General features: G+C 27.8%; 17 protein-coding genes and 1 riboswitch. Of the genes, 15 read left to right on the plus strand and 2 right to left on the minus strand.

All coding sequences use genetic code 11. The features are described from left to right. Nucleotides 1–44 precede the first annotated feature (44 nt). The 9 genes from I2H23_RS08710 (at nt 45) to I2H23_RS08750 (ending at nt 8,885) form a co-directional block, all read left to right on the plus strand. Nucleotides 45–230, plus strand: coding sequence for a helix-turn-helix domain-containing protein (locus tag I2H23_RS08710; RefSeq protein ID WP_092922759.1), 186 nt, complete (start codon nt 45–47; stop codon nt 228–230). A gap of 30 nt (nt 231–260) precedes the next feature. Continuing rightward, nucleotides 261–461: a hypothetical protein gene (locus tag I2H23_RS08715; protein WP_092922762.1), complete on the plus strand. Its 201-nt coding sequence runs from the start codon at nt 261–263 to the stop codon at nt 459–461. Nucleotides 462–486: 25 nt separating this feature from the next. Further along, the gene (locus I2H23_RS08720; protein ID WP_195581511.1) at nt 487–1,647 is read left to right on the plus strand and encodes an iron-containing alcohol dehydrogenase; all 1,161 of its coding nucleotides are present in this window, start codon (nt 487–489) and stop codon (nt 1,645–1,647) included. A gap of 435 nt (nt 1,648–2,082) precedes the next feature. After that, the gene (locus I2H23_RS08725; protein WP_195581512.1) at nt 2,083–2,751 is read left to right on the plus strand and encodes a response regulator transcription factor; all 669 of its coding nucleotides are present in this window, start codon (nt 2,083–2,085) and stop codon (nt 2,749–2,751) included. 2 nt (nt 2,752–2,753) lie between these two features. Then, the gene (locus I2H23_RS08730; RefSeq protein ID WP_195581513.1) at nt 2,754–3,791 is read left to right on the plus strand and encodes a sensor histidine kinase; all 1,038 of its coding nucleotides are present in this window, start codon (nt 2,754–2,756) and stop codon (nt 3,789–3,791) included. A gap of 223 nt (nt 3,792–4,014) precedes the next feature. Beyond that, nucleotides 4,015–4,782 (plus strand): ABC transporter ATP-binding protein, encoded by a 768-nt coding sequence (locus tag I2H23_RS08735; RefSeq protein ID WP_092922774.1) that lies wholly within the window; start codon nt 4,015–4,017, stop codon nt 4,780–4,782. Further along, nucleotides 4,772–6,802, plus strand: coding sequence for an ABC transporter permease (locus I2H23_RS08740; RefSeq protein WP_195581514.1), 2,031 nt, complete (start codon nt 4,772–4,774; stop codon nt 6,800–6,802). Before I2H23_RS08735 ends, I2H23_RS08740 begins: the two co-directional genes overlap by 11 nt. Nucleotides 6,803–7,052: 250 nt before the next feature. Then, nucleotides 7,053–8,168, plus strand: coding sequence for a 4-hydroxybutyrate dehydrogenase (locus I2H23_RS08745; protein WP_092922780.1), 1,116 nt, complete (start codon nt 7,053–7,055; stop codon nt 8,166–8,168). Between the two features lie 276 nt (nt 8,169–8,444). After that, entirely contained in the window at nt 8,445–8,885 is a 441-nt protein-coding gene (locus I2H23_RS08750; RefSeq protein WP_092922783.1) for an N-acetyltransferase, read from the plus strand. Nucleotides 8,886–9,086: 201 nt separating this feature from the next. Here I2H23_RS08750 and I2H23_RS08755 read toward each other — a convergent pair whose 3' ends face one another. After that, a complete protein-coding gene (locus I2H23_RS08755) occupies nt 9,087–10,448 on the minus strand; it encodes a D-serine ammonia-lyase (protein ID WP_195581515.1) in 1,362 nt (453 codons plus the stop codon). Between the two features lie 300 nt (nt 10,449–10,748). Here I2H23_RS08755 and I2H23_RS08760 point away from each other — a divergent pair, with 300 nt between their 5' ends. The 4 genes from I2H23_RS08760 (at nt 10,749) to I2H23_RS08775 (ending at nt 14,863) form a co-directional block, all read left to right on the plus strand. Further along, nucleotides 10,749–11,303, plus strand: a complete 555-nt coding sequence (locus tag I2H23_RS08760; RefSeq protein ID WP_195581516.1) for a helix-turn-helix domain-containing protein — start codon at nt 10,749–10,751, stop codon at nt 11,301–11,303. Nucleotides 11,304–11,503: 200 nt separating this feature from the next. After that, complete coding sequence (locus tag I2H23_RS08765) at nt 11,504–12,307, plus strand: hypothetical protein (protein ID WP_195581517.1); 804 nt, start codon at nt 11,504–11,506, stop codon at nt 12,305–12,307. A 12-nt stretch (nt 12,308–12,319) separates the two neighbouring features. Beyond that, nucleotides 12,320–13,450 carry an ATP-binding protein gene (locus I2H23_RS08770; RefSeq protein ID WP_166504789.1) on the plus strand — a complete coding sequence of 377 codons (1,131 nt, stop codon included), beginning with the start codon at nt 12,320–12,322 and terminating at the stop codon, nt 13,448–13,450. A gap of 3 nt (nt 13,451–13,453) precedes the next feature. Continuing rightward, a complete protein-coding gene (locus tag I2H23_RS08775; protein ID WP_166504790.1) occupies nt 13,454–14,863 on the plus strand; it encodes a vWA domain-containing protein in 1,410 nt (469 codons plus the stop codon). A 316-nt stretch (nt 14,864–15,179) separates the two neighbouring features. On the opposite strand, the gene I2H23_RS08780 is transcribed toward I2H23_RS08775, so the two are convergent. Continuing rightward, the gene (locus I2H23_RS08780; protein ID WP_166504791.1) at nt 15,180–15,938 is read right to left on the minus strand and encodes a SagB/ThcOx family dehydrogenase; all 759 of its coding nucleotides are present in this window, start codon (nt 15,936–15,938) and stop codon (nt 15,180–15,182) included. A 258-nt stretch (nt 15,939–16,196) separates the two neighbouring features. Beyond that, nucleotides 16,197–16,283: riboswitch (cyclic di-GMP riboswitch) on the plus strand. Between the two features lie 210 nt (nt 16,284–16,493). Here I2H23_RS08780 and I2H23_RS08785 point away from each other — a divergent pair. After that, nucleotides 16,494–22,889: an NPCBM/NEW2 domain-containing protein gene (locus tag I2H23_RS08785; RefSeq protein ID WP_195581518.1), complete on the plus strand. Its 6,396-nt coding sequence runs from the start codon at nt 16,494–16,496 to the stop codon at nt 22,887–22,889. Nucleotides 22,890–23,799: 910 nt separating this feature from the next. Beyond that, nucleotides 23,800–25,191, plus strand: coding sequence for an MFS transporter (locus I2H23_RS08790; protein WP_195581519.1), 1,392 nt, complete (start codon nt 23,800–23,802; stop codon nt 25,189–25,191). Nucleotides 25,192–25,250: the final 59 nt, after the last annotated feature.

The raw sequence follows: 25,250 nt of genomic DNA on the forward strand, positions 1-25,250 counted from the left end.
TTATTTAGGAGCTATGATGACAAGTCAAATTTTATTTGAGGAAAATGGGAATTAATCTTATCGAATATTTAAATATGAAAAAGATAGCAGGGGCAAAACCACTGTCAATGGATATAGACAAATCAATAAATAGTATTTCTTTATATTTAAGATTTGAAAATTGTGGCTACCTTATAAGGGTATTTAAAAAGTTAGAGGGAATAACGCCAAAAGAATTTAGATATATATAACTAGTCTTATTGAAAAATAGGACTTTTTTTATGGGAAAAATAGCAAAGAACAAAAAATTACATTTTTTAAATAAAAATAGACTAAAATTTTACATAGAAAAACAAGATATTAAGATGTATTTGATAAGAAAAAAAGTTAAAATTATAACAAGGAAAACGAAAACATTAAATTGGGGTAGGATACAAAATTTAATCCCAAAATATTTTATGCTTTTTATAAATAAAAAATAATGTATACAAATTGGAGGAATATAAAATGGGCAGAATGTATGATTATTTAGTACCAAGTGTCAACTTTATGGGACCAGGATGTTTAAAAGTTATTGGCGAAAGGGCTAAAATGTTAGGCGGGAAAAAGGTTTTAATAGTTACAGATAAATTCTTAAGAAACCAAGAAAATGGAGCAGTTGAACAAACTATAAAATATTTAACAGAAGCAGGTCTTGAAGTTGTTATATACGATGGAACTGAACCAAATCCAAAAGATACAAATGTAGCTGATGGTTTAAAAGTTTTCAAAGATAAAAACTGTGATATGATAATTACAGTAGGTGGAGGTTCTTCTCATGACTGTGGTAAAGGTATAGGTATATCTGCAACTCATGAAGGTGATTTATATGAATATGCAGGTATAGAAACTTTAACTAATGCACTACCACCAATATTAGCAGTAAACACAACAGCAGGAACTGGAAGTGAAGTTACTAGACACTGTGTTATAACTAATACAAAGACAAAAGTAAAATATGTTATAGTAAGTTGGAGAAACTTACCATTAGTATCTTTCAATGATCCAGAATTAATGGTTGGAAAACCAGCAGGACTTACTGCAGCTACAGGAATGGACGCTTTAACTCATGCAGTAGAAGCATATGTTTCTAAAGATGCTAACCCTGTAACAGATGCTTCTGCCATACAATCGATAAAATTAATATCTAATAACTTAAGACAAGCAGTTGCTATGGGTGAGAATTTAGAAGCTAGAACAAATATGGCTTATGCATCATTATTAGCTGGTATGGCATTTAATAATGCTAACTTAGGTTATGTTCATGCTATGGCTCACCAATTAGGTGGATTATATGATATGCCACATGGTGTTGCTAATGCAATGTTATTACCTCATGTTTGTAAGTATAATATAATATCTAACCCACAAAAATTCGCTGATATAGCTGAATTTATGGGAGAAAACATAGATGGTTTATCAGTTCATGAAGCAGCTGAAAAAGCGATAGATGCAATGTTTAGATTATCTAAAGATATAGGTATACCAACTTCACTAAAAGAAATGGGAATAAAAGAAGAAGATTTTGAATATATGGCTGAAATGGCCCTTAAAGATGGAAATGCATTTAGTAATCCTAGAAAAGGTAACAAACAAGATATAATAAATATATTTAAAGCAGCATATTAATAAAAACATCTCATAATATTTAAAATACCATATCAAAAAGGGAATGTTAATTAACAATATAAAAGTTGGGACAAGTATTTATTTACGATACTTGTTTCAACTTTTTTATTTTAAAAATTTCGTAAATACTTTATTAGAGATTTTCAAGCATGCTTACTATTATAAACCTATAAAACAAAATGAAATAAAAAGTACTGCACAATTAAACTAGAAAAAGAAAGTAATTTAATAAAATTAACAATATTAATAATGATTAATAAAAATGAATACTCAATACCTAAAAATATATTTAAAATATTAGAAACTTATATTTTGCTATAAAATATGTATTTTAGCTAAAACTTATTAAACTGTTCATATAATATTTAAAATTAATAAATTGAAAGAATCAACCAAAATGATATAATTATCTTTAAAATGGAGGTAAAAAATATTATGAAGAAAATTATTATAGTAGAAGATGAAGAAAAAATTAGAATGGAGCTAAAAAATTTCTTATTAAAATATAAATATGACGTTGTATGCTTAACAAAATTTGAAAATATTATAGAAGATATTTTAAAGTTGAATGGACATCTAATTTTATTAGATATAAATTTACCTATATATGATGGGTATTATATTTGTAGAGAAATAAGAAAAAAATCTGATATACCTATAATTGTAGTAACGAGTAAAGATACAGAAATGGATGAGCTTATGAGTATGAATTTAGGAGCAGATGATTTTATAACAAAGCCGTATAATACTCAAATTTTATTAGCACGAATAAATTCAATTTTAAAAAGAACATATAAAGAATCTAATACAAACATACTTTTATATAAAGAGTTGGCATTGGATTTATCTAAAGATATTGCTATATTTGAAAATCAAGAAGTAGACTTAACTAAAAATGAATTTAGAATACTAAATTGTTTAATGAAAAATAAGGGGAAGATAGTATCAAGAGGAGATTTAATGGATTATTTATGGGACTTAGATTTATTTATAGATGATAATACTCTAACTGTTAATATAAATAGGCTTAGAAAGAAATTAAGTGAAATTGGATGTAGTGGATATATAGAAACTAAAAGGGGGAGAGGCTATATAATGCCGTAACTATGAATATAAAATATTATTTAAAAGATAGAAGCTTAGGTATATTATTAAATTTTATATTTCTTGCTTTTGTAATTTTTATACTAAAAGCATCTCAAGTTGAAAGAGTAACAATAATTTTTACAACAATGCTTTGGATAGTTTTAAGTAGTATAGAAATTTTTTATGGATATTTTAAAAAGAAAAGTTACTACGATCAAGTAATAAATTCCTTAAATGAATTAGACAAAAAGTATTTACTACCAGTAGTTATAAAAAGACCATCTTTTTGCGAAGGAAAAATTTTATATGATGTACTTAGCATTACAGATAAATCTATGAATGAAGAAGTCAATAAATATAAATTTAATCAAGAAGAATACAGAGAATACCTTGATTTGTGGGTTCATGAAATAAAAACTCCAATAGCAGCTAGTAAGTTAGTTATAGAAAATAATAAAAATGAACATACATTAAGTATTTTAGAAGAAATAGAAAAAGTAGAAGGTTTTATAGAACAAGCTCTTTATTATTCAAAATCTAATGAAATAGAAATAGATTACATAATAAAAGAAACAGATTTAAGAAAGTGTATAAATAACACTATTAAAAGAAATAAAAACTTAATTAGGGAAAAGAAGATTTGTATAGATATACAAGATTTTAGAGAAATAGTTTATTGTGATGCAAAATGGATGGAGTTTATACTAAATCAAATTATAGTAAATTCTATAAAATACATAGGAGATAAAACTATAAATAAAAAGTTAGAAAAAGAACTTCCAAAGATATCTATATACACAAAGCTTAAAGACAATAGCCTAGAATTGTATATAAAAGACAATGGAATTGGAATTGATAAGAAGGATTTAAAAAAAGTTTTTAACAAAGGTTTTACAGGGATTAATGGAAGAAAACTAAAAAAATCAACAGGAATGGGACTTTATATATCAAAACGATTAGCAGAAAAGATGTATTTAGGATTAGATATATACTCTGTTGTTAATAAAGAAACTACTGTAAAAATAACTTTTCCAAAAAGTAATATGATTCAAATATAAAAAATTCGCTTTGCTCATGTTGCCAACGACCTTGAAAAACAGGTCCGTTACTCAAGTTTATATGTTGGAAATTATATTTATCCACAAATCAGGATTAAATATAATTTCCTAAGAAGTAAATAAACTTACATTTTCGTAAGATAGTCGTAAGGTTATCTTATTAATTAAATCCTCTAAAGACTATAAAATAAAGTTATAAATTAAAAAATATGGAGGAGATAAAATGAGTACAGTTCTTAAGGTTAAAAATATAGAAAAATATTATGGGAATAAGAAAAATCTAACAAAAGCTATTAATAATATTTCGTTTGAAGTTGATAAGGGTGAATTTATAGGGATTATGGGACCTAGTGGAAGTGGTAAAACTACACTTTTAAATTGTATAGCAACAATAGATAAGGTAACTACCGGAAACATACAAATTGAAGATAAAGATATAACAACTTTATCAAGAAAAAATATAGAAAAGTTTAGAAGAGAACATTTAGGATTTATATTTCAAGAGTTTAATTTACTAGATACTTTAACTGTATATGAGAATATATCCTTAGCATTATCTATACTAGGAGTAAAGGGATCAGAAATAGATAAAAGAGTAAAAAGTGTATCAAGTAGACTTGGAATATCAGAGATATTAAGTAAATTTCCATACGAAATATCAGGAGGACAAAAGCAAAGAGTAGCTTGTGCAAGAGCTATAATAAATGAGCCGTCTTTGATTCTTGCAGATGAACCAACAGGGTCTCTAGATTCAAAATCAGCAAGAGTTTTACTTGAAAATTTATCTGACCTAAATGAAAGTATGAATTCTACAATAATGATGGTAACTCATGATGCTTTTACAGCTAGTTATTGTAAAAGAATTTTATTTATAAAAGATGGAAAAATCTTTAATGAGTTAGTAAGAGGAAATGATGATAGAAAAGAATTTTTCAAAAGAATTATAGAAGTTGTTACTCTTTTAGGAGGTGACAATAACAATGTTATTTAAGCTTTCCAAAAGAAATGTTCAAAGAAGTATGAAAGATTATAGTATTTACTTTTTTACACTTGTTCTAGGAGTTTGTATATTTTATATATTCAACTCAGTAGAAGCTCAAACAGCTATGATGGATATGACAGAAAATCAAAAAAAGCTAATGGAAGTTACAACTATGATAATTTCAATAGTATCAGTTTTTGTGTCTTTCATATTAGGTTTTTTAATAATATATGCAAATAACTTTATAATTAAAAAAAGAAATAGAGAATTTGGTATATATATGACACTAGGTATTAGTAGAAGTAAAATTGCTTTTATGCTATTTTATGAAACTATAATAGTTGGGGTTATGTCTTTAGCAGTAGGACTATTTGTAGGTGTATTTTTATCTCAAGGACTAGCTTCAGTTACTGCAAAATTATTTTCACTGGATATGAAAAAATATCAATTTATATTTTCAAAGGAAGCTTGTATAAAAACAATAATATATTTTAGTATAATGTTTTTTATAACTATGATTCTAAATTTTGTAGTAGTTTCAAGATATAAACTTATAAATTTAATAAATAGTCAAAGAAAAAATGAAAAGTTAAAAGGCACAAATTTAATATTATCTGTAGCACTATTTATAATATCTATAGTTTGTTTAGGATTTGCATATAAATTAATTTTAGAAAATGCTCTTGTAGACATAACAGATAATAATTTTAAACTATCTATACTTTTAGGCGTTGTAGGAACAGTATTATTTTTTAGATCTTTGGCAGGATTTTTAATAAAATTAGTTCAAAATGATAAAAACTTATATCTAAAAAATCTTAACACTTTCACTTTAAGACAATTAAACAGTAAAATTAATACAAACTATATATCAATGAGTATTATATGTTTAATGTTATTTATATCAATTGGGATGTATTCTTCAGCAATAGGACTAAAAAATGCCATGGAAAAATCAGCAGAGTCTCAAACCCCATATGATGCAACTTTTATAGAAACGTACAATCCTCAAGAAAAAACAAACTATAACAATGAAAAATTAAGTGAAATACTTAAAAAGTTAGATTTAAATGTAAATGATTATTCAAAAGAATATTTAGATTATAATTTTTACAAATCTCCTATAAAGTTTATTAAAATGTTTGAAAATACTTCAGATGATTTTTTATCTAAGCAATTAAAAGTTACGATGGATCATAATATTCCTATTATAAAACTATCAGATTATAATAAGCTAAATAAAATGGCAGGTAAAAAAACAATAAATTTAAAAGATAAAGAAGTACTTTTTGTTACAAATTCATCTACTATGGAGAACCCAATAAAAGATTATATAAAAAATAATAAAAGTATAAAAATAGGAAATGATGAATTTAAAATAAATGAAAACTATCAAAATCAATCTTTAGAAAATGATTTAGCAAAAGATAATTTTATAACATTTGTAGTTGAAGATAAATACGCAGATAAATATGATATAAGTCAAAAGTGTTTAAGTTTTAATTATGTAGGAGATAAAAAAGATACAGAAAATAATCTAACTAAAAATCTTGAAAAAAGTAAAAATAAACAAATTCAATATCAAAAAGACAATGGTTCAATCTTAATATTTATAAGTAAACAAATGGTTTTAGAAATTAATATGTCTAATGCAGCTATGTTTTTATACATTGGTTTATATATAGGGATAATATTCTTAATATCTAGTGCAGCAGTACTTGCACTTAACCAATTATCAGGAGCAACAGAAAGTTTAGGAAGATATGAAATACTTAAAAAACTTGGAGTAAGCTCAAAAATGATAAACAAATCAATTTTTATACAAGTATTTATATATTTCTCACTTCCAATAGCCTTAGCCTTAGTTCATAGTTATTTTGGAATAAAGGTAGCAAATAACGTAATTAAAATATTTGGAGACTATGATACAGTAGGAACTAATGTGGTTGCAGTAGTGAGTATATGTGTAATTTATGCTATATACTTCTTTGGAACATGTAAAGGATATAGGAGAATTGTAAATAAGTAATTAAAGTATGTACTATTGAAAGAACATAGATAGTCAATATTGCATATGATTCTTAATGATTGTATCAACCATTGAATAAAAATAACTCATCCTATAATTGAAAGTTTAAGTTATCGGATGAGTTATTTTCTATATTTAAATTATAGCATATAAATAAATTTAATTATAGACTAGTTGGATAGACTGTATTTTTATATACTATTTTAAGTACAAATGATATACAGAAAATATAAACATCGGGGGTAAAATAATGAACTTATTTATGGCAAAGACAAATATTCATAAATTTGAAAAGGCAAAAGAGTTTATTGAAGAATTTAAAATAGGAGAGAATGACTTTATTTTTGCAAGTAAAGGTATATATGAACGAAATTTTAAAGAGTTAGACATAAAGGCAACGGTAGCTTATAAAGATACATATGGAAATGGTGAGCCTACAGATATAATGATGGATGCTCTATTAAAAGATTTTAATAAAGGTAACTACAAAAGAGTTATAGCCATTGGTGGTGGTTCAGTAATAGATATGGCTAAAATATTAGTTCTAAAAAATGGAAAGTGTACAGCAGATTTATTTGAGAAAAAGATAAAGTTAGAAAAAGTAAGAACATTGATAACAATTCCAACAACTTGTGGATCGGGGTCAGAGGTATCAAATGTTAGTATAACAGAAATAACTAAGTTAAACTCTAAACTTGGACTGGCAATTGATGAGTTATATCCAGATTATGCGGTACTTATTCCAGAGTTACTAGTAAATTTACCATATAAATTCTTTGCAACAAGTGCAATAGATGCGTTAATTCATTCTATAGAATCATTTCTTTCACCAAAGGCTAATGTTTATACAGAGATGTTTAGTAAGCAAGCTATGGAAATAATAATAAAAGGGTTTAAAAGAATTGTTAAAGAAGGGCAAGATGCAAGAGTTTCGATGCTAGATGATTTTCTTATTGCTAGTAATTTAGCTGGAATTGCTTTTGGTAATGCAGGAAATGGAGCAGTGCATGCTTTATCATCTCCTTTAAGTGGAACATATCATGTACCTCATGGTGAAGCTAATTATCAATTTTTCACATCTGTTTTTAAAGTCTATAATAAAAAAAATCCAAGTGGAAAGATAATGGATTTAAATATTATTTTAAGTGGATTACTAGAATGTGAAGTTTGTAATGTATATGATGAAATGGAAAAGTTACTAAGTAATATTATAGAAAAAAAATCTTTAAGAGAGTACGGTATGAAGGAATCTGACATATTACTATTTACTGAAAATGTTATAGCTAACCAACAAAGATTACTTAGTCAGAGTTATACTTCATTATCAAAAGAAAATATTAAATGTATTTATAATGAGTTATTCTAAATGTCTAATGTTAAATTTTACATTTATTTTATTTTTATATAAATATAAATAAGCTTTTATATTTAATAAAGTAAGATGTATTTTTTAATCTGAAAACATAGATGAATATATTTATATTAGATTAATAAAAAATAGGTGCGTTAAAGTAATTAAAAAATTAGTTAATGCACTTTTTTATAGTACAAAAATTATACAAAGTATATATGTACTAAGTATTACTTAAAAGTTAATGATAACATTAAAATAAAATACGTAGGTAGGGGGAAAGAAGTCAATATGATAAGAATGTTAGAGAATAAAGATATAGATAGAATAATGGAAATATGGTTAGAAAGTACTATAAAAGCTCACGATTTTATAGAAAAAAAATATTGGGAAGATAATTATAATACAGTAAAACATGATTATATACCTGTATCAGATGTCTTTGTTTATGAAGATGAAGAAAATATAAAAGGATTTATAGCAATTATAAATAATGAATTTATAGGTGCATTATTTGTTGATAATAATTACCAAGGTTGTGGAATTGGTAGAAAGTTAATTGAACATACAATTAATTTATACGATAACTTAACTTTATCTGTTTATAAAGATAATACAAAATCTGTTGAATTTTATAAAAAGATGAATTTTGAAGTTGTTAGTGAAAGTATTGATGAGGGCACTATGTGTATTGAATATACTATGAAAAATAAAAGTAAAATTCATAGATAAATTAGTTGGTTAGATAAGTAATATAGCTACACTTGATAAATAGATACAGTTGTTAGATTTAGTCTGAAGATTTATATAGAAGAATAATTTAAAATTTAAAAAAATGAAATCGAAGTCATATAAAAAGTAGGGGAATTTAAATAGAAAATTAAATTTATAAATAAAAGGTATTATCAAAATCTTGATAATACCTTTTATTCACTACTTAAGTAGTGAAACACCTTTGTTATAGTATTCATCCATCATATCCTTAGGAACCATACTTCCTCCAGTTGCCCAAGCTATATGAGTTATATTTTCTATCTTATCTTCAAGATTATTAGCTTTTAAATATTTCTTACCTTCTTCAGAAGTAAGTACATTTATTATACCTGGGACACCAGCAAGAGCTGAAGGTTCTAAGAATATATTTTCACTATCAGCCATTTTAGTTAATAATCTGTACATATTTTCATCAGTAACAGAGTAGCATCCACTCATTAATTTTTCTAATGTTTTACCAACAAATCCAGAAGCTCTACCAACAGCTAATCCATCAGCAGCAGTTATATTGTCTATTCCAAAGTCTTGAACAGAAACTTTATCATGCTCACCAGTCATGCATCCTATCATCATACATGGAGAGTGTGTTGGCTCAGCAAAGAAGAAATGTACATTATCTTTGTATAAAAGCTTAAGTCCAAAGGCAACTCCACCAGGACCTCCACCAACACCACATGGTAAGTATACAAATAATGGATGATTATCATCTACTTTTACATTCATATCTTTTAATTGTTTATCTAATCTTTTAGCGGCAACAGAGTATCCTAAGAATAAGTTTTTAGAGTTTTCATCATCTACAAAGTAGCTATTAGCATCTGCTTCAGATTGTTTTCTTCCTTCTTCAACAGCTTTGCTGTAATCAGACTCATACTCTATAACTTCAACGCCTCTGCTTCTTAATAAATCTTTTTTCCATTGTCTAGCATCTGCAGACATATGAACTGTAACTTTAAAACCAAGTTTAGCACTCATTATACCTATACTTAAGCCTAAGTTTCCAGTAGATCCAACTACTACAGAATATTGAGAAAAGAACTTTCTAACTTCATCGCTATCTAATTTAGCATAGTTGTCTTCTAATGATATTATATTGTTTGCTAAAGCTAAATCTTCAGCATGTTTTAATACTTCATATATTCCACCTCTAGCTTTTATAGATCCTGATACTTTAAGGTGACTGTCACATTTTAATAATAGATTTCCAGCAAGTTCTTTACCACAGATTTCTTCTAGCTTAGCTTTCATGTTATCTATTTTAGCTATTGGAGATTCTATTATTCCATTTTCTGATTGAGTTTCAGGAAATACCTTTGCTATGTATGGAGCAAATCTATTTAATCTTGCTTCTGCATCTAGTACATCAGCTTTAGAAAGCGAAACATTTTCCATACCTTTATCAAAATTAGTATGAAGTGGATTTATCCATATTGATTCTTTTAAATCTATTATTTCTTGTAATAAAGGATATTCATCAATCCAAGTTGATATTTCTTTGTTTAAAACTTTTGTATTAGACATAATAATAACCACCTTTATATTTTTATTTTTAATTCTTAAAGATAAATATTTATATAAATTTACCTAAGATAAATGAAGTTTATATTAAAACTATTTGTTAATTCAAATAAGTATTAATTAATTTTATTTCAAATAATTAAATAATACTTAACTAATACTAACATTTTTTATGATTGACGTCAATTGAATTTAATTATTATTATAAAATTTAAATAAAATTTAATTAAATTGATAAGAATAAGTTATATTGATATAATATGTAATGATAATTTCAAATACACAAAAGAGGTAAATTAACATATGAATGAAGTAGATATATCAAGAAATATTACTGAATATAGAAAAAGTAAAAATTTAACCATAAAAGAATTAGCTAACTTAACAGGTGTAACACCTTCTTTACTTAGTCAAATAGAAAAGGGAACATCAAACCCGTCTATAAATACGCTAAAACAAATTTCTAAGGCTTTAGATATACCCCTATTTAATTTTTTTATAAATGATAATCCTACTGAAAATTTAGTAGTTAGAAAAGATAGTCGAAAAAAAATAATGTTTGCTGAGGATGATAGCTTTGCTTATGAATTATTGACTCCAAACTCGCGAGGAACCATAGAGTTTATGCTTATGAAGATACCTAAAAGAGAGTCATCTTCAAAAGAACTTTTTAGTCATAAGGGCGAAGAAGTGGCTTATGTTATGAAAGGCTGTGTAAGTTTACATTTGATGAATACAGTTATTGAGTTAAATTGTGGAGATAGTGTAAAAATACCACCATACTCAAATCATAAGTGGGAAAATAATTCTGATGAGGATTGTGAGGTTATATTTGCAGTAACACCGCCATCATTTTAAAAAATAAAAAATTTAAAATAAATTAGAAAAATAGAAGGATTTGTATAAAAAAGTACCTAAAGCTAAAATAGTTTTAGGTACTTTTTTTATATATTGCCATAATTATTCTGTTTAAATTTATTAAAAAGGTATATTAATTATAATAAGAAATAATTAAAATAGATAAAAATTAAAAATAAACATAGAGGGAAAGGTATGCTATGGAAGAAGCAAAACTTATAAAGATGATAAATAATAATCCATTTGTTATAAAAACTATAAACAATCCGACAGATGAGATTAAGTTATTAGCTATAAAGAAAAATGGGCTTGTATTAGAGTATATAGAAAATCCAACTATAGAGATGCAAGAATTAGCTATAGACAACAATGCTAGAGCAATTAAATATATAGATAAACCAACAGAAGATATGATGATAAAAGCTGTAAGTGATGGATGGACTATTTTAGAGTGCATTAAAAATCCAACTGATAAGGTAATTAAATTAGCTATAGATAAAGCTGGATGGGCTATTAAATATGTTGAAAATCCAAATGAGGAGCTACAATTATTAGCAGTAAGAAAAGATTATGATTCATTAAAATATATAAAAAATCCTTATGAAAGTGTTCAAGAAGAGGCTGTAAAAATAAATTATACTGCATTAAGATATATAGATTCACCTAGCTATAATGCACAGATTTTAGCTATTAAAAGCAATGAATCGGCTATTAGATTTATAAAAAACTTAGATAAAAATAAAATGTTAGAATTTTTAAAGGCAAACATTTTAACTATTAAATATATTTCAAATAAGATATCTAAAGAAGAATTAGAAGAAGTGTTAAAAGAAATGCTATCAAAGGAAGATATTGAAGAAAAATATGTTAGAGATTTTTTAAACTGTAAAACTATAGATAAAAATAATGATAATATATCCATGGATAAGATAATATTCATTCATAAATACGGAAGTAAAAAAGCTAAAAAAATAGCTGTAGATGAAAAACTTAAGATGATATAGGAGAAATAAAAAATGAATTTTATAGAGACATTAAAAAGCGTTGACTTAGTTTTAGCTACTGGGGAAGTACCTCTAGTAGTTGGCGAAAGTGGAATAGGAAAAACTGCATTAGCAAAAAAGCTTGCTAAAGAAAATGAGTGGAGTTTAATTGTTATTGATGGAAACTTACTTAAAGAAGGTGAAATAGGAGGCTTACCAACTGTAGAATCTTATATAATAAGCAATTCTAATGGTCAGGAAGTAGTAAAGAAAACAACAGTATATGCAGTTCATAACAAGCTAAGGGAAATTGATGAAGAAATATCTAAAGGAAGAAATGTTCTTTTATTTATAGATGAAATAAATCGTTGTGAGCATACGGTACAACAAGAGCTTATGAACTTAATATTAAATAGAGAAATAAATGGATATAAGTTACATGATGATGTAAAAATTTTAGCAGCAATGAATCCATCAAGCAAGTATGGTTCAGATTTTGATTATCAAGTTGTAGATATGGATGCAGCTCAAGAAAATAGATTTGTATGGCTAAATATGGAGTCTGATTATAATCAATGGCTAAAATGGGCAATAGGTGAAGGTCTTGAACAAAAGGTTATAGAGTTTATTTCAACCTTCCCAGAATATTTACACAAAATAAATGAAGGAGATGTATCAGCAACTCCAAGAAGTTATGAAAGAGTTTCTAAAAGTTACAAAGTATATAAGGATCAAAAAGATTCAATACCAAAGGCTGTATTTTTAAATGTTATAAAAGGAAATGTAGGTAAAGTTATCGCAGAGGAATTTATAAACTTTATTGAATCAGATTATAGTCCACTTATATCTTATGAAGAGGTTTTTTGTGGAGAAACTTTAAGTGAATCTGTTATAGAAAAAGTAAAAAATGAAAGTCATACAAGACTTTATTTATCAGTAATGAATATTTTAAGGGATTTAGAATCAAATATTAAAAATGAAGATTATGAGGCAAGCTATTATATTAATAGATTTGTACAGTTTTTAAAAGTATACCCTATAGATTTAATGGTAGGAATTATGAAAGAGATTAAAAATAGCTATAAAAAAGTATATGAAAAAGCTATAGAAAATGAAGAATTTGTAGAAGCTTACTTCGAATCTTATAAATTAATAAGGGGATAGCCTATGGAAACTTACTTTGATAAACAAAAAAGAGATCTTTATTATAAAACAGAAAAAATTATAGATACGTATGCTATGTTAAAAGCAAATCACAAGGGTGAAAAATTTGAGATAGATATACCACAAGATTTCAAAAATGAATTTTTCAGTTTAGTAGATAAAGTTAATCTAAGCCTTATGGAAGACAAAGATAATTTCTATGGATATTTTTTATTTCAAACATCAAGAGAAATAAGATTTGATATAAGTAGTCCCACTGCTATAAATTTTAAAGGTGCTAAGTATGTCATATACTTTAATCCAATAATTTTTTTAGACCTTAATATGAGACAAATGGAAAGTACAATTAAACATGAAATTCTTCATGTAATATCTATGCATTTAGTAAGAGCAAGAGAATTAAAAGGAAAATACAGTACATTAGCTATTAATATGGCGATGGATATAGTGGTTAATAAATATTTAAATAATTTACCACCATATGCTGTTACTTTAGAAAATGTAAATGTAAAATATAATTTAAAACTTGAGCCTTATGAGCCTTTTGAATACTATGTAGAAAAAATTCAAACTGAATTAGATTTACAAGAAGTAGATAAAGATGGCGAAGAAGATGATACTCGTCAGTCTGATGATATAGAAACTGAATACAATCCAGAAAAAACTCATGATATTTGGGAAGATTCTAGTAATATAGATGAGGAAACTCTTAAAGAATTTACCCAAAAAGCTATTAATAATTCTCAAAAAGGTAAAATTCCAGAATACTTAGATGGTATGATATCATCACTTAAAAATAGTAAAGGTGAATTGCCTTGGAACTTATATCTTAATAGATTGATGGGAACAGTCGAAAGCAATAAAAAGAAGACTATAACAAGAAGAAATAGAAGACAGCCAAATAGATTAGATTTGAGGGGACAGTTGAGATCTCATAAAGCAGAGATAGCTGTCGCACTTGATATAAGTGGAAGTATTAGTGATGAAGAATTTAAACAAGCTATTAAGGAAGTACTTAATATAGTAAAAAATTATAACCATGAAATTACAATCATAGAATGTGATAATGAAATTAGACGTGTGTATAAAGTCAAATCTGTAAAAGATATAAAAGAAAGGCTTAAAAGAAGAGGATCAACTAAATTTAGCCCAGTTTTTGAATATGCTAATAATAAAAAAATTAATTTATTGGTATACTTTACTGATGGTAAAGGAGAAGACAGGCTACAAGTAATACCTAGAGGATATAAAATTTTATGGGTTATTTCAGGAAGAGGAGACAAACTTTCATTAAGAGAGCCTTATGGAGCAGTTAAAAAACTTAGCAAGGTTAAAATAAAAGATGATACATTAGATATGAGTGATGTTAGAAATGATGGATATTCAATGAATAACCAAGCTCCAATTTTATAAATTTATGTATTAAATTCTGGTTATTCTAATAACATAATAATAAAATTTCAATGAGAAATATAATTTCTAAAGGAGATAATAATATTATGAAAGAAGCAGAAAGATTATTAAATGAATAATTTGCGATTATTTTAAATATTTCTCCTGATGAAGTAACCTCATATATATTAAGTCAAATATCAAAATAAAGTACTTTATACTATACTTTATTTAAAAATATTAAAATTAAAAAATCTCAAAAAGTATCTTAATTTAAGATATTTTTGAGATTTTTACTTTAAAGTAATACAATTATATTAATAATTAAGCTAATTTATTAAAGTTTTTTACCTAAACAAGCCATATAAATTACAAACTCATTTTCTCCATCTAAATCTAACATATTATCAATTATATCCTGATCATATATTCCGATAGCACAAGTCCCGTAATTAAGAGATTCTGATGCTATGTAAAGATTCTGGCAAACATGTCCAATATCTATAAGTATTTTCTTATGAGCAGTTATACTAAATCTATGTTCACTTCTATATGGAATACAACTCCAAGCAAACACAACGGCACTTTTAGATACGAAACCTTGAACAAAAGGTTGGTTTGGAGTTGCTTTATCTATTTCATCATCTATATTGCTTAAAGTCTTTATAAATAAAAGTTTATGTTCTAAAGGTAAATATCTGTAAACTCCACTCTTTAAACCATCAACATTATTTATTATTAAATATGTTTCAAATGGGTGAGTGCAACCAGCAGAAGGTACAGTTCTTAAGGCACTAAATTTATCTTTTACAGTTTGGATTCCTTGAGTAGCCCATAGTAAATACGAAAGTTCAGATAAATTTATTTTTTCATCACTATATTTTCTTATACTTCTTCTATCATTTATACAATCTAGTACGTTAGGTTTAACTAAAATGTCTTTGCTTACAGGAGGTAACTCTATTAAATTAGAATTTGAATCATATTCTTTTTGGAAAGAAGGAGCGGGTATTCCTTTTTGTTTATCCGTTTTTATCTGTTTTAGTATTTCAAAATCAGCTTTGAAAAATTCTCTGTTTTGTGCAATTTTATCCATAGATGTCTCCTTATTAAAATGTATAAATTTTTACACTTATTATACCATATATATAAATATAAGTGGAAAAAGCCTAAATGGTAAAAATTTCATATTAGAAGCTTAATTACAGATAAAAATTAATAAATATTTTTGTGTAGTAATAATTAATATTTGCTTTAATAGAATATATTCAAAAATATATTAAAATTATTTTAAATTAAAAAAAACTATTTTAATTTATAAAAAATTATGTATAATTAATATAGATGACTAAAAATTACATATTAGCAAACCTAGAGAAATCTAGCGACGCAAAGCTAAAGGGGCTAAGGTAAAATTAGACTATGCCAGCCAGTTGCCAAAGAATTGATATTCTTTGTTTTTATAGAGTTATCTTATGATATAATTGTAAGATTGTTTTATAATGTTTACTTTAGATGGCAACTACCCTTTATAAAGGGTAGTTTTTTATTTAATAAAAACAACTATAGCTCTATAGCAAGACTATATTTTGAAATTTGGGGTAAAATATTTAGTTATTGTAAATTCATATAATATAAGAGGGAGAATATTATGAAGAAAAAGATAGCATCAATATTGGCCATATCTGTTATAGCAACAAACAGCACACCTGCTTTAAATGTTTTTGCTAACGAAGTAATAAAGGAAAAAGCATTAGCGATAGAGGAACAAGTTTCTAAAAGTATGACAGTTAGTGATTTTAAAATTAAGAACAATCCTAACTTCGCTAAGTATAATGAACTTTATAGAGTTGAGATACAGTCTATAACAAACAATGGAAGAAGTTACCCAGGAACTAAGATAGAAAATGCTATAGATGGAAAACTTAATACACATTGGGAAACATACACTAGAAATACAAATGAATTTAAAAATGAAGTAATTGTGGAGTTTAAAGATATAGCCGAGATAAATAGATTAGCTTATGCTACAAGACAAGACGGGGCTAAAGGTAAAGGATATCCTACTAGTGCAGAGATATATGTTTCAGAGAGTGAAATAGGTGAAGATTTTAAACTAGCAGGAAAAATAGAAGGAAGTAAAGTTACAGGTGGAATGGTTGAATTTAAATTTGATACTGTAAGAGCAAAGAGAGTTAAATTCAAATTCGTAGAAGCACATGACGAGTGGGCAAGTGCCGCAGAGTTTTGGTTCTATAAAGAGGATAGAATTCTAGATAAGATGGAAAGATTATTTACTAATGCAAACATGAATGAAGTAAGTAAAGAGTTTGCAACTCCTGAAGCATTAAACACTTTAGAGAAAGAAACTGAAGGACATCCATTCCGCGATAGCTTTAAAGAATATATAGATAATGCAAGACTTGTTCTAGAGAACAAAGAGGTTAACTTTATTGAAACTAAAGTATCTAAGTTATTAGGGTATGGAACTGAAAACCAAAAAGCTTATGATGACAAGTTTATGTTAGGTAAAGACCACATCGTTAATACACAAGTAAATGGTGGAACTTACTCTACAACAAAAATAGAATATATGTATGATGGTGACCCTAATACACATTGGGAAACAAACAGAAGCAATGGTAATGGTTTCACTAATGAAGTGGTATTCACTTTTGATGAAATAGAACAACTTGATAGAATAGCATTATTACCTAGAAGCGGAAATCAAAAAGGATTTCCTACTAAGTATGAAATATATGCTTCAGAAACTTCTCAAGGGGATACATTCAAATTAGTTTCTAGCGGTACTGCAGAAGTTACTAAAGACTTCATGCAATTTAAATTTAACCCAACAAACTTTAAGAGACTGAAGTTTGTATTTAAAGAGTGCCATGAAAATAGACCATTCATATCAGAAGCTAGGTTCTATAAAGAAGATGCTTTATCAGAGAAAATGGATAAACTATTTACAGACAGTAATAAGAATACAGTAAACCCTGATTTTGGGACTTTAGAGAAACTTACTGCTTTAGAGAATGAAGCGAAGGCACATCCTTTATACAGTAAGTTCAAAGAAGATTTAGATGATGCTAAACTTGTATTAGAAGGTAACGAGGTAACTTATGCAGATGCTAAAGTTTCGAAGTTTAAAGCTTTTGGAACTCCAGAGTTAGCAGAGTATGATAAGACTTATAAGATAGATAATAGTCATATAAAGAATATAACTACTAACGGTAGACATTGGTCAAATCAAACTATAGATAAAGCTATAGATGGTGATCCTAACACTAATTGGCATTCTGATGCTAGAAATAGCGAAACTCATACAAACGAAGTTATAATGACTTTAGACCAAATAAGAACTTTAGATAGAATAGTATATTATTCTCCGAGAGATAGAGGTTTCGCAGAGAAGTTCGATATCTATACTTCTAAGACTAGTGAAGGAGACACATTTACTAAAGTAACTAGTGGTAGTGCTTCAAGAACTGGAGACTCTATATCTATAAAGTTTAATCCAACTCAAGCTAGAAGAGTTAAGTTTGTTTATAAGCAAGGATATGAAGGTTGGGCTTTAGCCTCTGAGTTCGGATTATATAAACAAGACCAAACTCTAGATAAAATACAAAGGTTATTCACTGATGATACTATGTCTAAAGTAAGTGAAGAGTTTGATACAGTTGATAAATTAAAAGCTTTAGAGAACGAATGTAGTACACACCCATTCTTTGAAGACTTTAAAGAGGACTTATACAATGCAAGAGTTCTAATAGAACAAGGCAAGGTAGAGAGTTCTGTTGCTACAAGTAAGAAGTTTAATCATCTGGATAATGCGGAGTATGTAAAACAATTTAGAATACCTTACGAGAATATAAAGAGTATAAGTAATAATGCAGGGCAATATCTACAACAGCATATAAATAACGCGGTTGATGGTAATGTAGACACTTACTGGGAGACTAATAGAGGAAACGATAAAGAATGGTCTAATGAAGTAACTATAGAATTCAAACAACCTATAACTGTAGGCAGAATAGCTTATGGTGCTAGACAGTCAGATAGAAAAGGATTTTTAGAGGAATTCGAGATATATGGTTCTAACGCTACTAAAGGTGATAACTTCCAATTAGTGGCTACAGGTAGAGCAGACAGTACTTCTGGTTTAGTTGAAGCTAAATTCAAACCTACAACATTTAAGAGAATGAAATTAAAGTGGGTTAAAAGTAACCAAAACTGGGCTACACTAAACGAAATAATGTTCTTTAAGAGAGATATAGTTTCAGATAAAGTTAATAACTTATTTACAAATGAATTAAAGAATGAGTTAAACCCAGAATTCAATTCATTAGAAGCTATTGAAGCTTTAGAGAAAGAAGTTAAAACACATCCATTAAAAGTAGAACTTATGGAAAGTATAGATATGGCTAAAGATTTAATTAAATCTCCTGATAAGAATAAAGGTCATGTTTATGAATTAGAAAGCAGAGGAGACGCTATAAAGGAAAGTCAAAAGAGAAAGGTATGGAATTTCAGAGATTGGCAACCTACAGGTTTAGCAGTTAAGTCAGGTGAAAAGATAACTGTGTATGTTGATACAGAACCAGGCGACCCAGTACCTAACTTAGTATTTAAACAAATGGATAGTAGACATAACGGTTTAGCAGATATAAGATTAACTAGAGGTAAGAACGAAATTACAATACCTGAGGTCGAAGTAAATGATATAAGACCAGGGACTGCTAAAGCAGGAGTATTATATGCTTCAAATCCTTATACTCCAGAGCAACAAGCAAGAAAGCCTAAGATAAGAATAATAGGTGGTGTAAGTTATCCTCAATTCGTAAAAGGTGTAGATAATGATGAACAGGTAATAAATGAGTTACGTGAATATACTGAGAAGTTAAAGAAAGATCCTAAACTACCTGATGTATTCGAAGTATTAGGAGATAAAGCTTTAGTAAACGTTAGAGCAACGTATGCTTTAGATTGGTATACAGAAAATAATAAAGTACCTAGTTATACAGCAGATAGATCTGACGAAGTAATAAAGGAAGCAATGAAGTTCTGGGGATTTGATGGTTCTAAAGATATACATTCGGACTTCAACTTTAGATATGTAACTATGCTTAAGAACTTAAGTGGTGGAGTATTCATGAATGCAGGAAACGGTATAACTGGATACAACCAAGGGCAACAAGGTGGAGCTCTAAACGTTGACACTGGCTGGGGATTCATGCATGAATTAGGACACAACCTTGATACAAATAATAGAGCAATGCCTGAGATAACTAATAATATTTTACCTCTTCATTTCCAAATGATTAAAGGTGAAGCTAGTAAGATATCTCAACAAAACTTATGGGAGAGTAAAATATTCCCTAAAGTAAGTAAAGAAGATTATTCTAACAATGAGTGGTACCCTGCAAGTGACACTAGTTCATTAACTCATATGGCACCATTATGGCAATTACAACTATATGATAATACATTCTGGCCTCGTTTTGAGCAACAATTTAGAGAGAGAAACATAGGTGGCGGTGACTGGAATAACAAGCATGAAGCTTGGGCAGTTGTTGCATCAGATGTTCTTCAATTAGACTTAAAAGAACATTTTGCTAGACATGGTTTCTACGTTAATGAAGAGACTGCTAAGCATATGGCTCAGTACAAAAAGCCAGATAAGAAGTTATGGTATATAAATGATAATAAGTATCTGAACAAAGGTGAAGGTTTCAATAACGAGGTAGATTGTAAAGTTAAAGTTAAGACACAAGAGACTTCTGTTAAATTAGATATATCAATAGATAAAACTAATGCTAATAGTCTTCTTGGATATGAGATAATTAGGGATGGTAAAGTGATAGGATTTACTACTAAAGATACTTTCATTGACACTAACATAAATCCAGGTACTAATCACGAGTATAAAGTAGTTGCTTACGATACTCAATTAAATCCTTCTGAAGGTGTAGGCGTTAAGGCACATCAACCTATATTAGAAACAGTCGGAGGGTTGACATTAGCTTTAGGTGAAAATTTCAATGCTTTAGATTATGTTAAGGCAACTGATTACAATGGTAATAAATTGAAAGACATTAAGGTCACAAGTGATGTGGATACTACTAAGAAGGGTAACTACACAGTAACTTATGAGGTAACTGATAATGATGCAATTTCTAAAGAAACAATGAACGTTAATGTTGTTAGTAAATATGATTACTTATCAGATAGTGAGTGGAAGAGTGAACATACCGATTGGGGTAAACCATCACGTAATAACTCTATAAAGGGAAGAACTTTAGGAGAGATTAAAGACTACGATAAGGGAATAAGATTACATGCTAACGGAAATGTTGTTTATGATTTAGGTGAGCATAACTATGATAACTTTGAGGTTAAAGTTGGAGTAGACATGAACTTAGAAGCTCAAAATAATTCAAGTATAACTTTCAAGATTGTAGGCGATGGAAAGACTTTAGCAACAACTAAAGTATTAAAGCATGAGGATAATATGCAGTATATAAATGTTCCTGTAAAAGGAGTTAAAGAACTTAGATTAGAAGTTAACAATGGTGGAAACGGAAATACTTCAGACCACGGTATATTTGTAGAACCTAAATTAACAACTAATAATGCTAAACCTGAGTTAACTATACCTAAGTCTCAAACTGTTAAAGTTGGTCAAACTTTAGAAGACATAGTTGGAACTTACAAAGCTACAGATGCCGAAGACGGTGACATAACTGGTAATGTAGTCGTGACTGGACAAGACAAAGTTAACTTTAATAGAGTTGGTAACTATACTATAACTTATAGTGTAACAGATAAAGACGGCAATAAGGTAGAGAAGAGTAGAGTTATAAATGTAATAAACATGGAAGACTTTAAATACTTGAGTGACTTTGATTGGAAGTCTGCAAATTCAGGCTGGCAAAGTGTTAGGAAAGACAACGCAGTAAGTGGAAATAAGTTAAAACTTACTGGAGAAGATGGTCAAGAGGTTGTATATGATAAAGGAATTGGGACTCATGCAAACTCTACAATAGTATATGATTTAACAGATAAAAATGTAGACTTATTTAGTGCATTTGTAGGAGTAGACCGTGCTATGTATGGTTCAGTAGGTAGTGTACAATTTGAAGTGTATGTAGATGGTGAAAAAGTTTATGATAGTGGTTTAATGAATTCTAGAGATTCACAAAAGTTTGTGGATGTAGACTTAGCAGGAGCTAAAGAACTTAAACTAATAGCTAAAGATGGTGGAAACGGAATAGGTTCTGATCATGCTACTTGGGGAGATGCTAAGTTACATTATGTTAATACTGAAAGAGTTTATACTGAAGAATTAACTACTGCATTAGAAGAAGCTAAGAAGTTGGATAAGGATAATTATACAGACAAAAGTTATCAAGTTTTAGCAGACAGTATAGCTAAAGCTGAAGCATTATTAACAGAAGAGAAACCAAATCAAGAATCTATAGACGCTATGACAAAAGAACTTCAAGATAATGTAAAAGGTTTAATAGAAATAAATCTACAGGAAGTTGTTAATATTCCAGATAAATATTTAGTTAAATCTATACAAAATCAATTGGGAAAAACCGGAAATATAACTTTAGGTGATATGCGTAGTTTAACTACTTTAAGGTTATCTGGTGTTGTCGATTTAACAGGTATAGAGCATGCTAGAAACTTAGAGACTCTAGAAATGAGCTATAATGAAGTTAAAGATTTAAGACCATTAGCAAATCTAAAAAAACTTAAAACATTAGATGCAAAAGAGCAAATTATTGCAGTAGGAGAATTAACTCCATCTAATGGTAAAGTTGTAGTTGACTCTAAAGCATATAACAGAGAAGGAAAAAATGTAGCTAAAACTGTTAAACTTGTAGATAAAGATGGTAATACAGTAATAGAACAAGATGCTAAAGATGAGTCTGTTATAAGTATAGAAGGTTTACCTAAAGGTTTATATGGTGTTCATGTATTATTTGAAGACGAAGATTTTGATGGCATAATGATATATCTATTCAATATAAATTAAAAAAGTATTCAAAATATTACTTTTTTAACTATAGAAAAATCACTGCTTATTTTTAATAGGCAGTGATTTTTTATATTTTATTAAACATATTGATTTATCTAAGCTAGTAATTGTTTTTAAAAGACCATTTGAATATAGAAAAAGATACAATGTAAACAATACTATATTTATAACGCGACCTAAGAGTTTTGGTAGACACGTATAAGTAAAATTAATAACTAAATTTTAAAAGATCAAAAAATAATAAAACAAAAAGGAGCATATTCAATAAATATTTCAAAATATAAACTTTAAAAAGATGCAGATAATTTATTTTTATCAGAACTTTATAATGCACTCTATGGTGGTGAAAAGGTAGTTGTATTTGATAATTGTCATCAAATTGCTCTAGATTTGCTTACTTTAAATACTACTGATGAAATACTAGCAAATGGGAAGTATTTAAATTTCTATAACCGAAAAAAATGAAGAAATTATTAGAAATTTATTTTCAAATAGTTTTATGAAAAAGGCACACCACATTAATGGTTTTGTTTTAAATATATAGGTGAATGATTAAATAAATAATTAATATCAGAGTGCTATAAAATATTTAAATTAAAAATTAATGACAAAAATTGATGAATTTCTAGAAAACGGTTGCTAAGAAAATAAAAAGTGTGTTAGTATACTAGTATAAAGAGGAAGGGCTTGGATAGATAAAAAAATAACAAAGGAAATTATATGGATAATGACTAAGTCCAAATCAGATATTTCAGATTATATACTAAATTGCGCTTAGCAATCATCAATAATTAAGAAAACGATATTTTAAATTTGGGTGAAGTTGGTATACTAGTATAAAACAAAGTGAAAAATTTGAAATATCATAAGGAAAAAAGAATCATAATATGTTCTAAGGAGTGGGGAAATGGAAATATCAACAGAGAAAGTTCTAAAGCAGGATGTAGTAAAACCTTTTGGTATGCAAGACAAGATAGGATATATGTTAGGGGATTTAGGAAATGACTTATTCTTCCAATTTGTAAGTGGATATTTAATGCTTTTCTATACAGATGTGTTAGGAATAACTGCGGGGGCAGTAGGAACTATGTTAGTAATTGCTAGAATATGGGATGCAATAAATGATCCAATGATGGGGACTTTTATAGATAGAAGAAAAGTTGGCAAAAATGGTAAATTTAGACCGTACTTATTATACGCCGCGTTGCCTGTAACGATTATGGGATTTTTAACATTTACAGCTATACCTGGTATACCAGATAACTTAAAGTTAGTATATGCATATATAACTTACATAGGTTTTGGTATGTGTTATACAGCTATAAACATACCTTACGGGTCATTGGCATCAGTAATGACAACAGACCCAGTGGAAAGAACATCTTTATCTACATTTAGATCAGTAGGTGCACTAATTGCAAATTTAGCAATAATGATTATAGTACCTAAATTAGTATTTAGTGATGGTGTAGCCACAGCAGGTGGGTTTATGAAAGCTTCGGCTGTCTTTGTAGTATTTTCTAATTTATGTTATTTTGGGGCATTTAAATTAACAACAGAGCGTGTTAAGCATAAAGTTCAAGAAACAAAAGAAAAGTCAAGTTTTATAAAAACAGTTAAAACTTTACTAAGTAATAGAGCTTTAATAGGGTTAATGTTAGCTTCATTTGGTATGTTAGCATCTATGATGGCAGTTAATGCTTTAACACCATACTTATATAAAGATTATTTTAAAGCACCAGAACTAATATCTCTTGGTGGTGTAATTGGAATGATTTCATCATTTTTAATATTACCATTCTTATCACCACTTGTTAATAAGTTTGGAAAGAAGGAGCTTTCAGTAGGAACTATGTTAATTGCTGTAGCAGCAAACTTAGCATTATTCTTAATGCCTATAAAAAGTCCATATGTGTATATGGCTATAAACTTTATAGCATCTATAGGAACTGGGTTCTTCAATGTATTAATTTGGGCATTAGTAGGTGATGCAATAGATTATCAAGAATATATAACTGGTAAGAGAGAAGAAGGTATTGTTTATGCATCTTACTCTTTAGTTAGAAAGCTAGGTCAAGCTATAGCTGGTGGAATAGGTGGATTTGCGCTTACTTTCATTGGATACAAAGCAGGGGTAGCAACACAAACACCAGAAGTTGCTCAAGGGATAAAATACATAATAACAATACTACCTTTCGTATCAGCTTTAATTTCAACTATAGCTATGACATTTGTGTATAACTTATCAAAAACTAAATTAGCAGAAATGACAAAGGAGTTAGAACTTAGAAGGGGATAAATATAGGAAATTACTATAAAATTATAAGAAAATTAAGCAAAACAGATATAAATACTTAA

Origin of the sequence: Romboutsia sp. BSD2780061687b_171204_C1, from assembly GCF_015560225.1 — a bacterium.
GTDB classification, from domain to species: Bacteria; Bacillota; Clostridia; order Peptostreptococcales; family Peptostreptococcaceae; genus Romboutsia_C; species Romboutsia_C hominis.

What these genes read in the sequence shown, in the direction of transcription:
- I2H23_RS08710 (WP_092922759.1), top strand. Translation starts at nt 45, where the DNA reads ATGGGAATTAATCTTATCGAATATTTAAATATGAAAAAGATAGCAGGG.
- I2H23_RS08715 (WP_092922762.1), top strand. Translation starts at nt 261, where the DNA reads ATGGGAAAAATAGCAAAGAACAAAAAATTACATTTTTTAAATAAAAAT.
- I2H23_RS08720 (WP_195581511.1), top strand. Translation starts at nt 487, where the DNA reads ATGGGCAGAATGTATGATTATTTAGTACCAAGTGTCAACTTTATGGGA.
- I2H23_RS08725 (WP_195581512.1), top strand. Translation starts at nt 2,083, where the DNA reads ATGAAGAAAATTATTATAGTAGAAGATGAAGAAAAAATTAGAATGGAG.
- I2H23_RS08730 (WP_195581513.1), top strand. Translation starts at nt 2,754, where the DNA reads ATGAATATAAAATATTATTTAAAAGATAGAAGCTTAGGTATATTATTA.
- I2H23_RS08735 (WP_092922774.1), top strand. Translation starts at nt 4,015, where the DNA reads ATGAGTACAGTTCTTAAGGTTAAAAATATAGAAAAATATTATGGGAAT.
- I2H23_RS08740 (WP_195581514.1), top strand. Translation starts at nt 4,772, where the DNA reads ATGTTATTTAAGCTTTCCAAAAGAAATGTTCAAAGAAGTATGAAAGAT.
- I2H23_RS08745 (WP_092922780.1), top strand. Translation starts at nt 7,053, where the DNA reads ATGAACTTATTTATGGCAAAGACAAATATTCATAAATTTGAAAAGGCA.
- I2H23_RS08750 (WP_092922783.1), top strand. Translation starts at nt 8,445, where the DNA reads ATGATAAGAATGTTAGAGAATAAAGATATAGATAGAATAATGGAAATA.
- I2H23_RS08755 (WP_195581515.1), bottom strand. Translation starts at nt 10,448, where the DNA reads ATGTCTAATACAAAAGTTTTAAACAAAGAAATATCAACTTGGATTGAT.
- I2H23_RS08760 (WP_195581516.1), top strand. Translation starts at nt 10,749, where the DNA reads ATGAATGAAGTAGATATATCAAGAAATATTACTGAATATAGAAAAAGT.
- I2H23_RS08765 (WP_195581517.1), top strand. Translation starts at nt 11,504, where the DNA reads ATGGAAGAAGCAAAACTTATAAAGATGATAAATAATAATCCATTTGTT.
- I2H23_RS08770 (WP_166504789.1), top strand. Translation starts at nt 12,320, where the DNA reads ATGAATTTTATAGAGACATTAAAAAGCGTTGACTTAGTTTTAGCTACT.
- I2H23_RS08775 (WP_166504790.1), top strand. Translation starts at nt 13,454, where the DNA reads ATGGAAACTTACTTTGATAAACAAAAAAGAGATCTTTATTATAAAACA.
- I2H23_RS08780 (WP_166504791.1), bottom strand. Translation starts at nt 15,938, where the DNA reads ATGGATAAAATTGCACAAAACAGAGAATTTTTCAAAGCTGATTTTGAA.
- I2H23_RS08785 (WP_195581518.1), top strand. Translation starts at nt 16,494, where the DNA reads ATGAAGAAAAAGATAGCATCAATATTGGCCATATCTGTTATAGCAACA.
- I2H23_RS08790 (WP_195581519.1), top strand. Translation starts at nt 23,800, where the DNA reads ATGGAAATATCAACAGAGAAAGTTCTAAAGCAGGATGTAGTAAAACCT.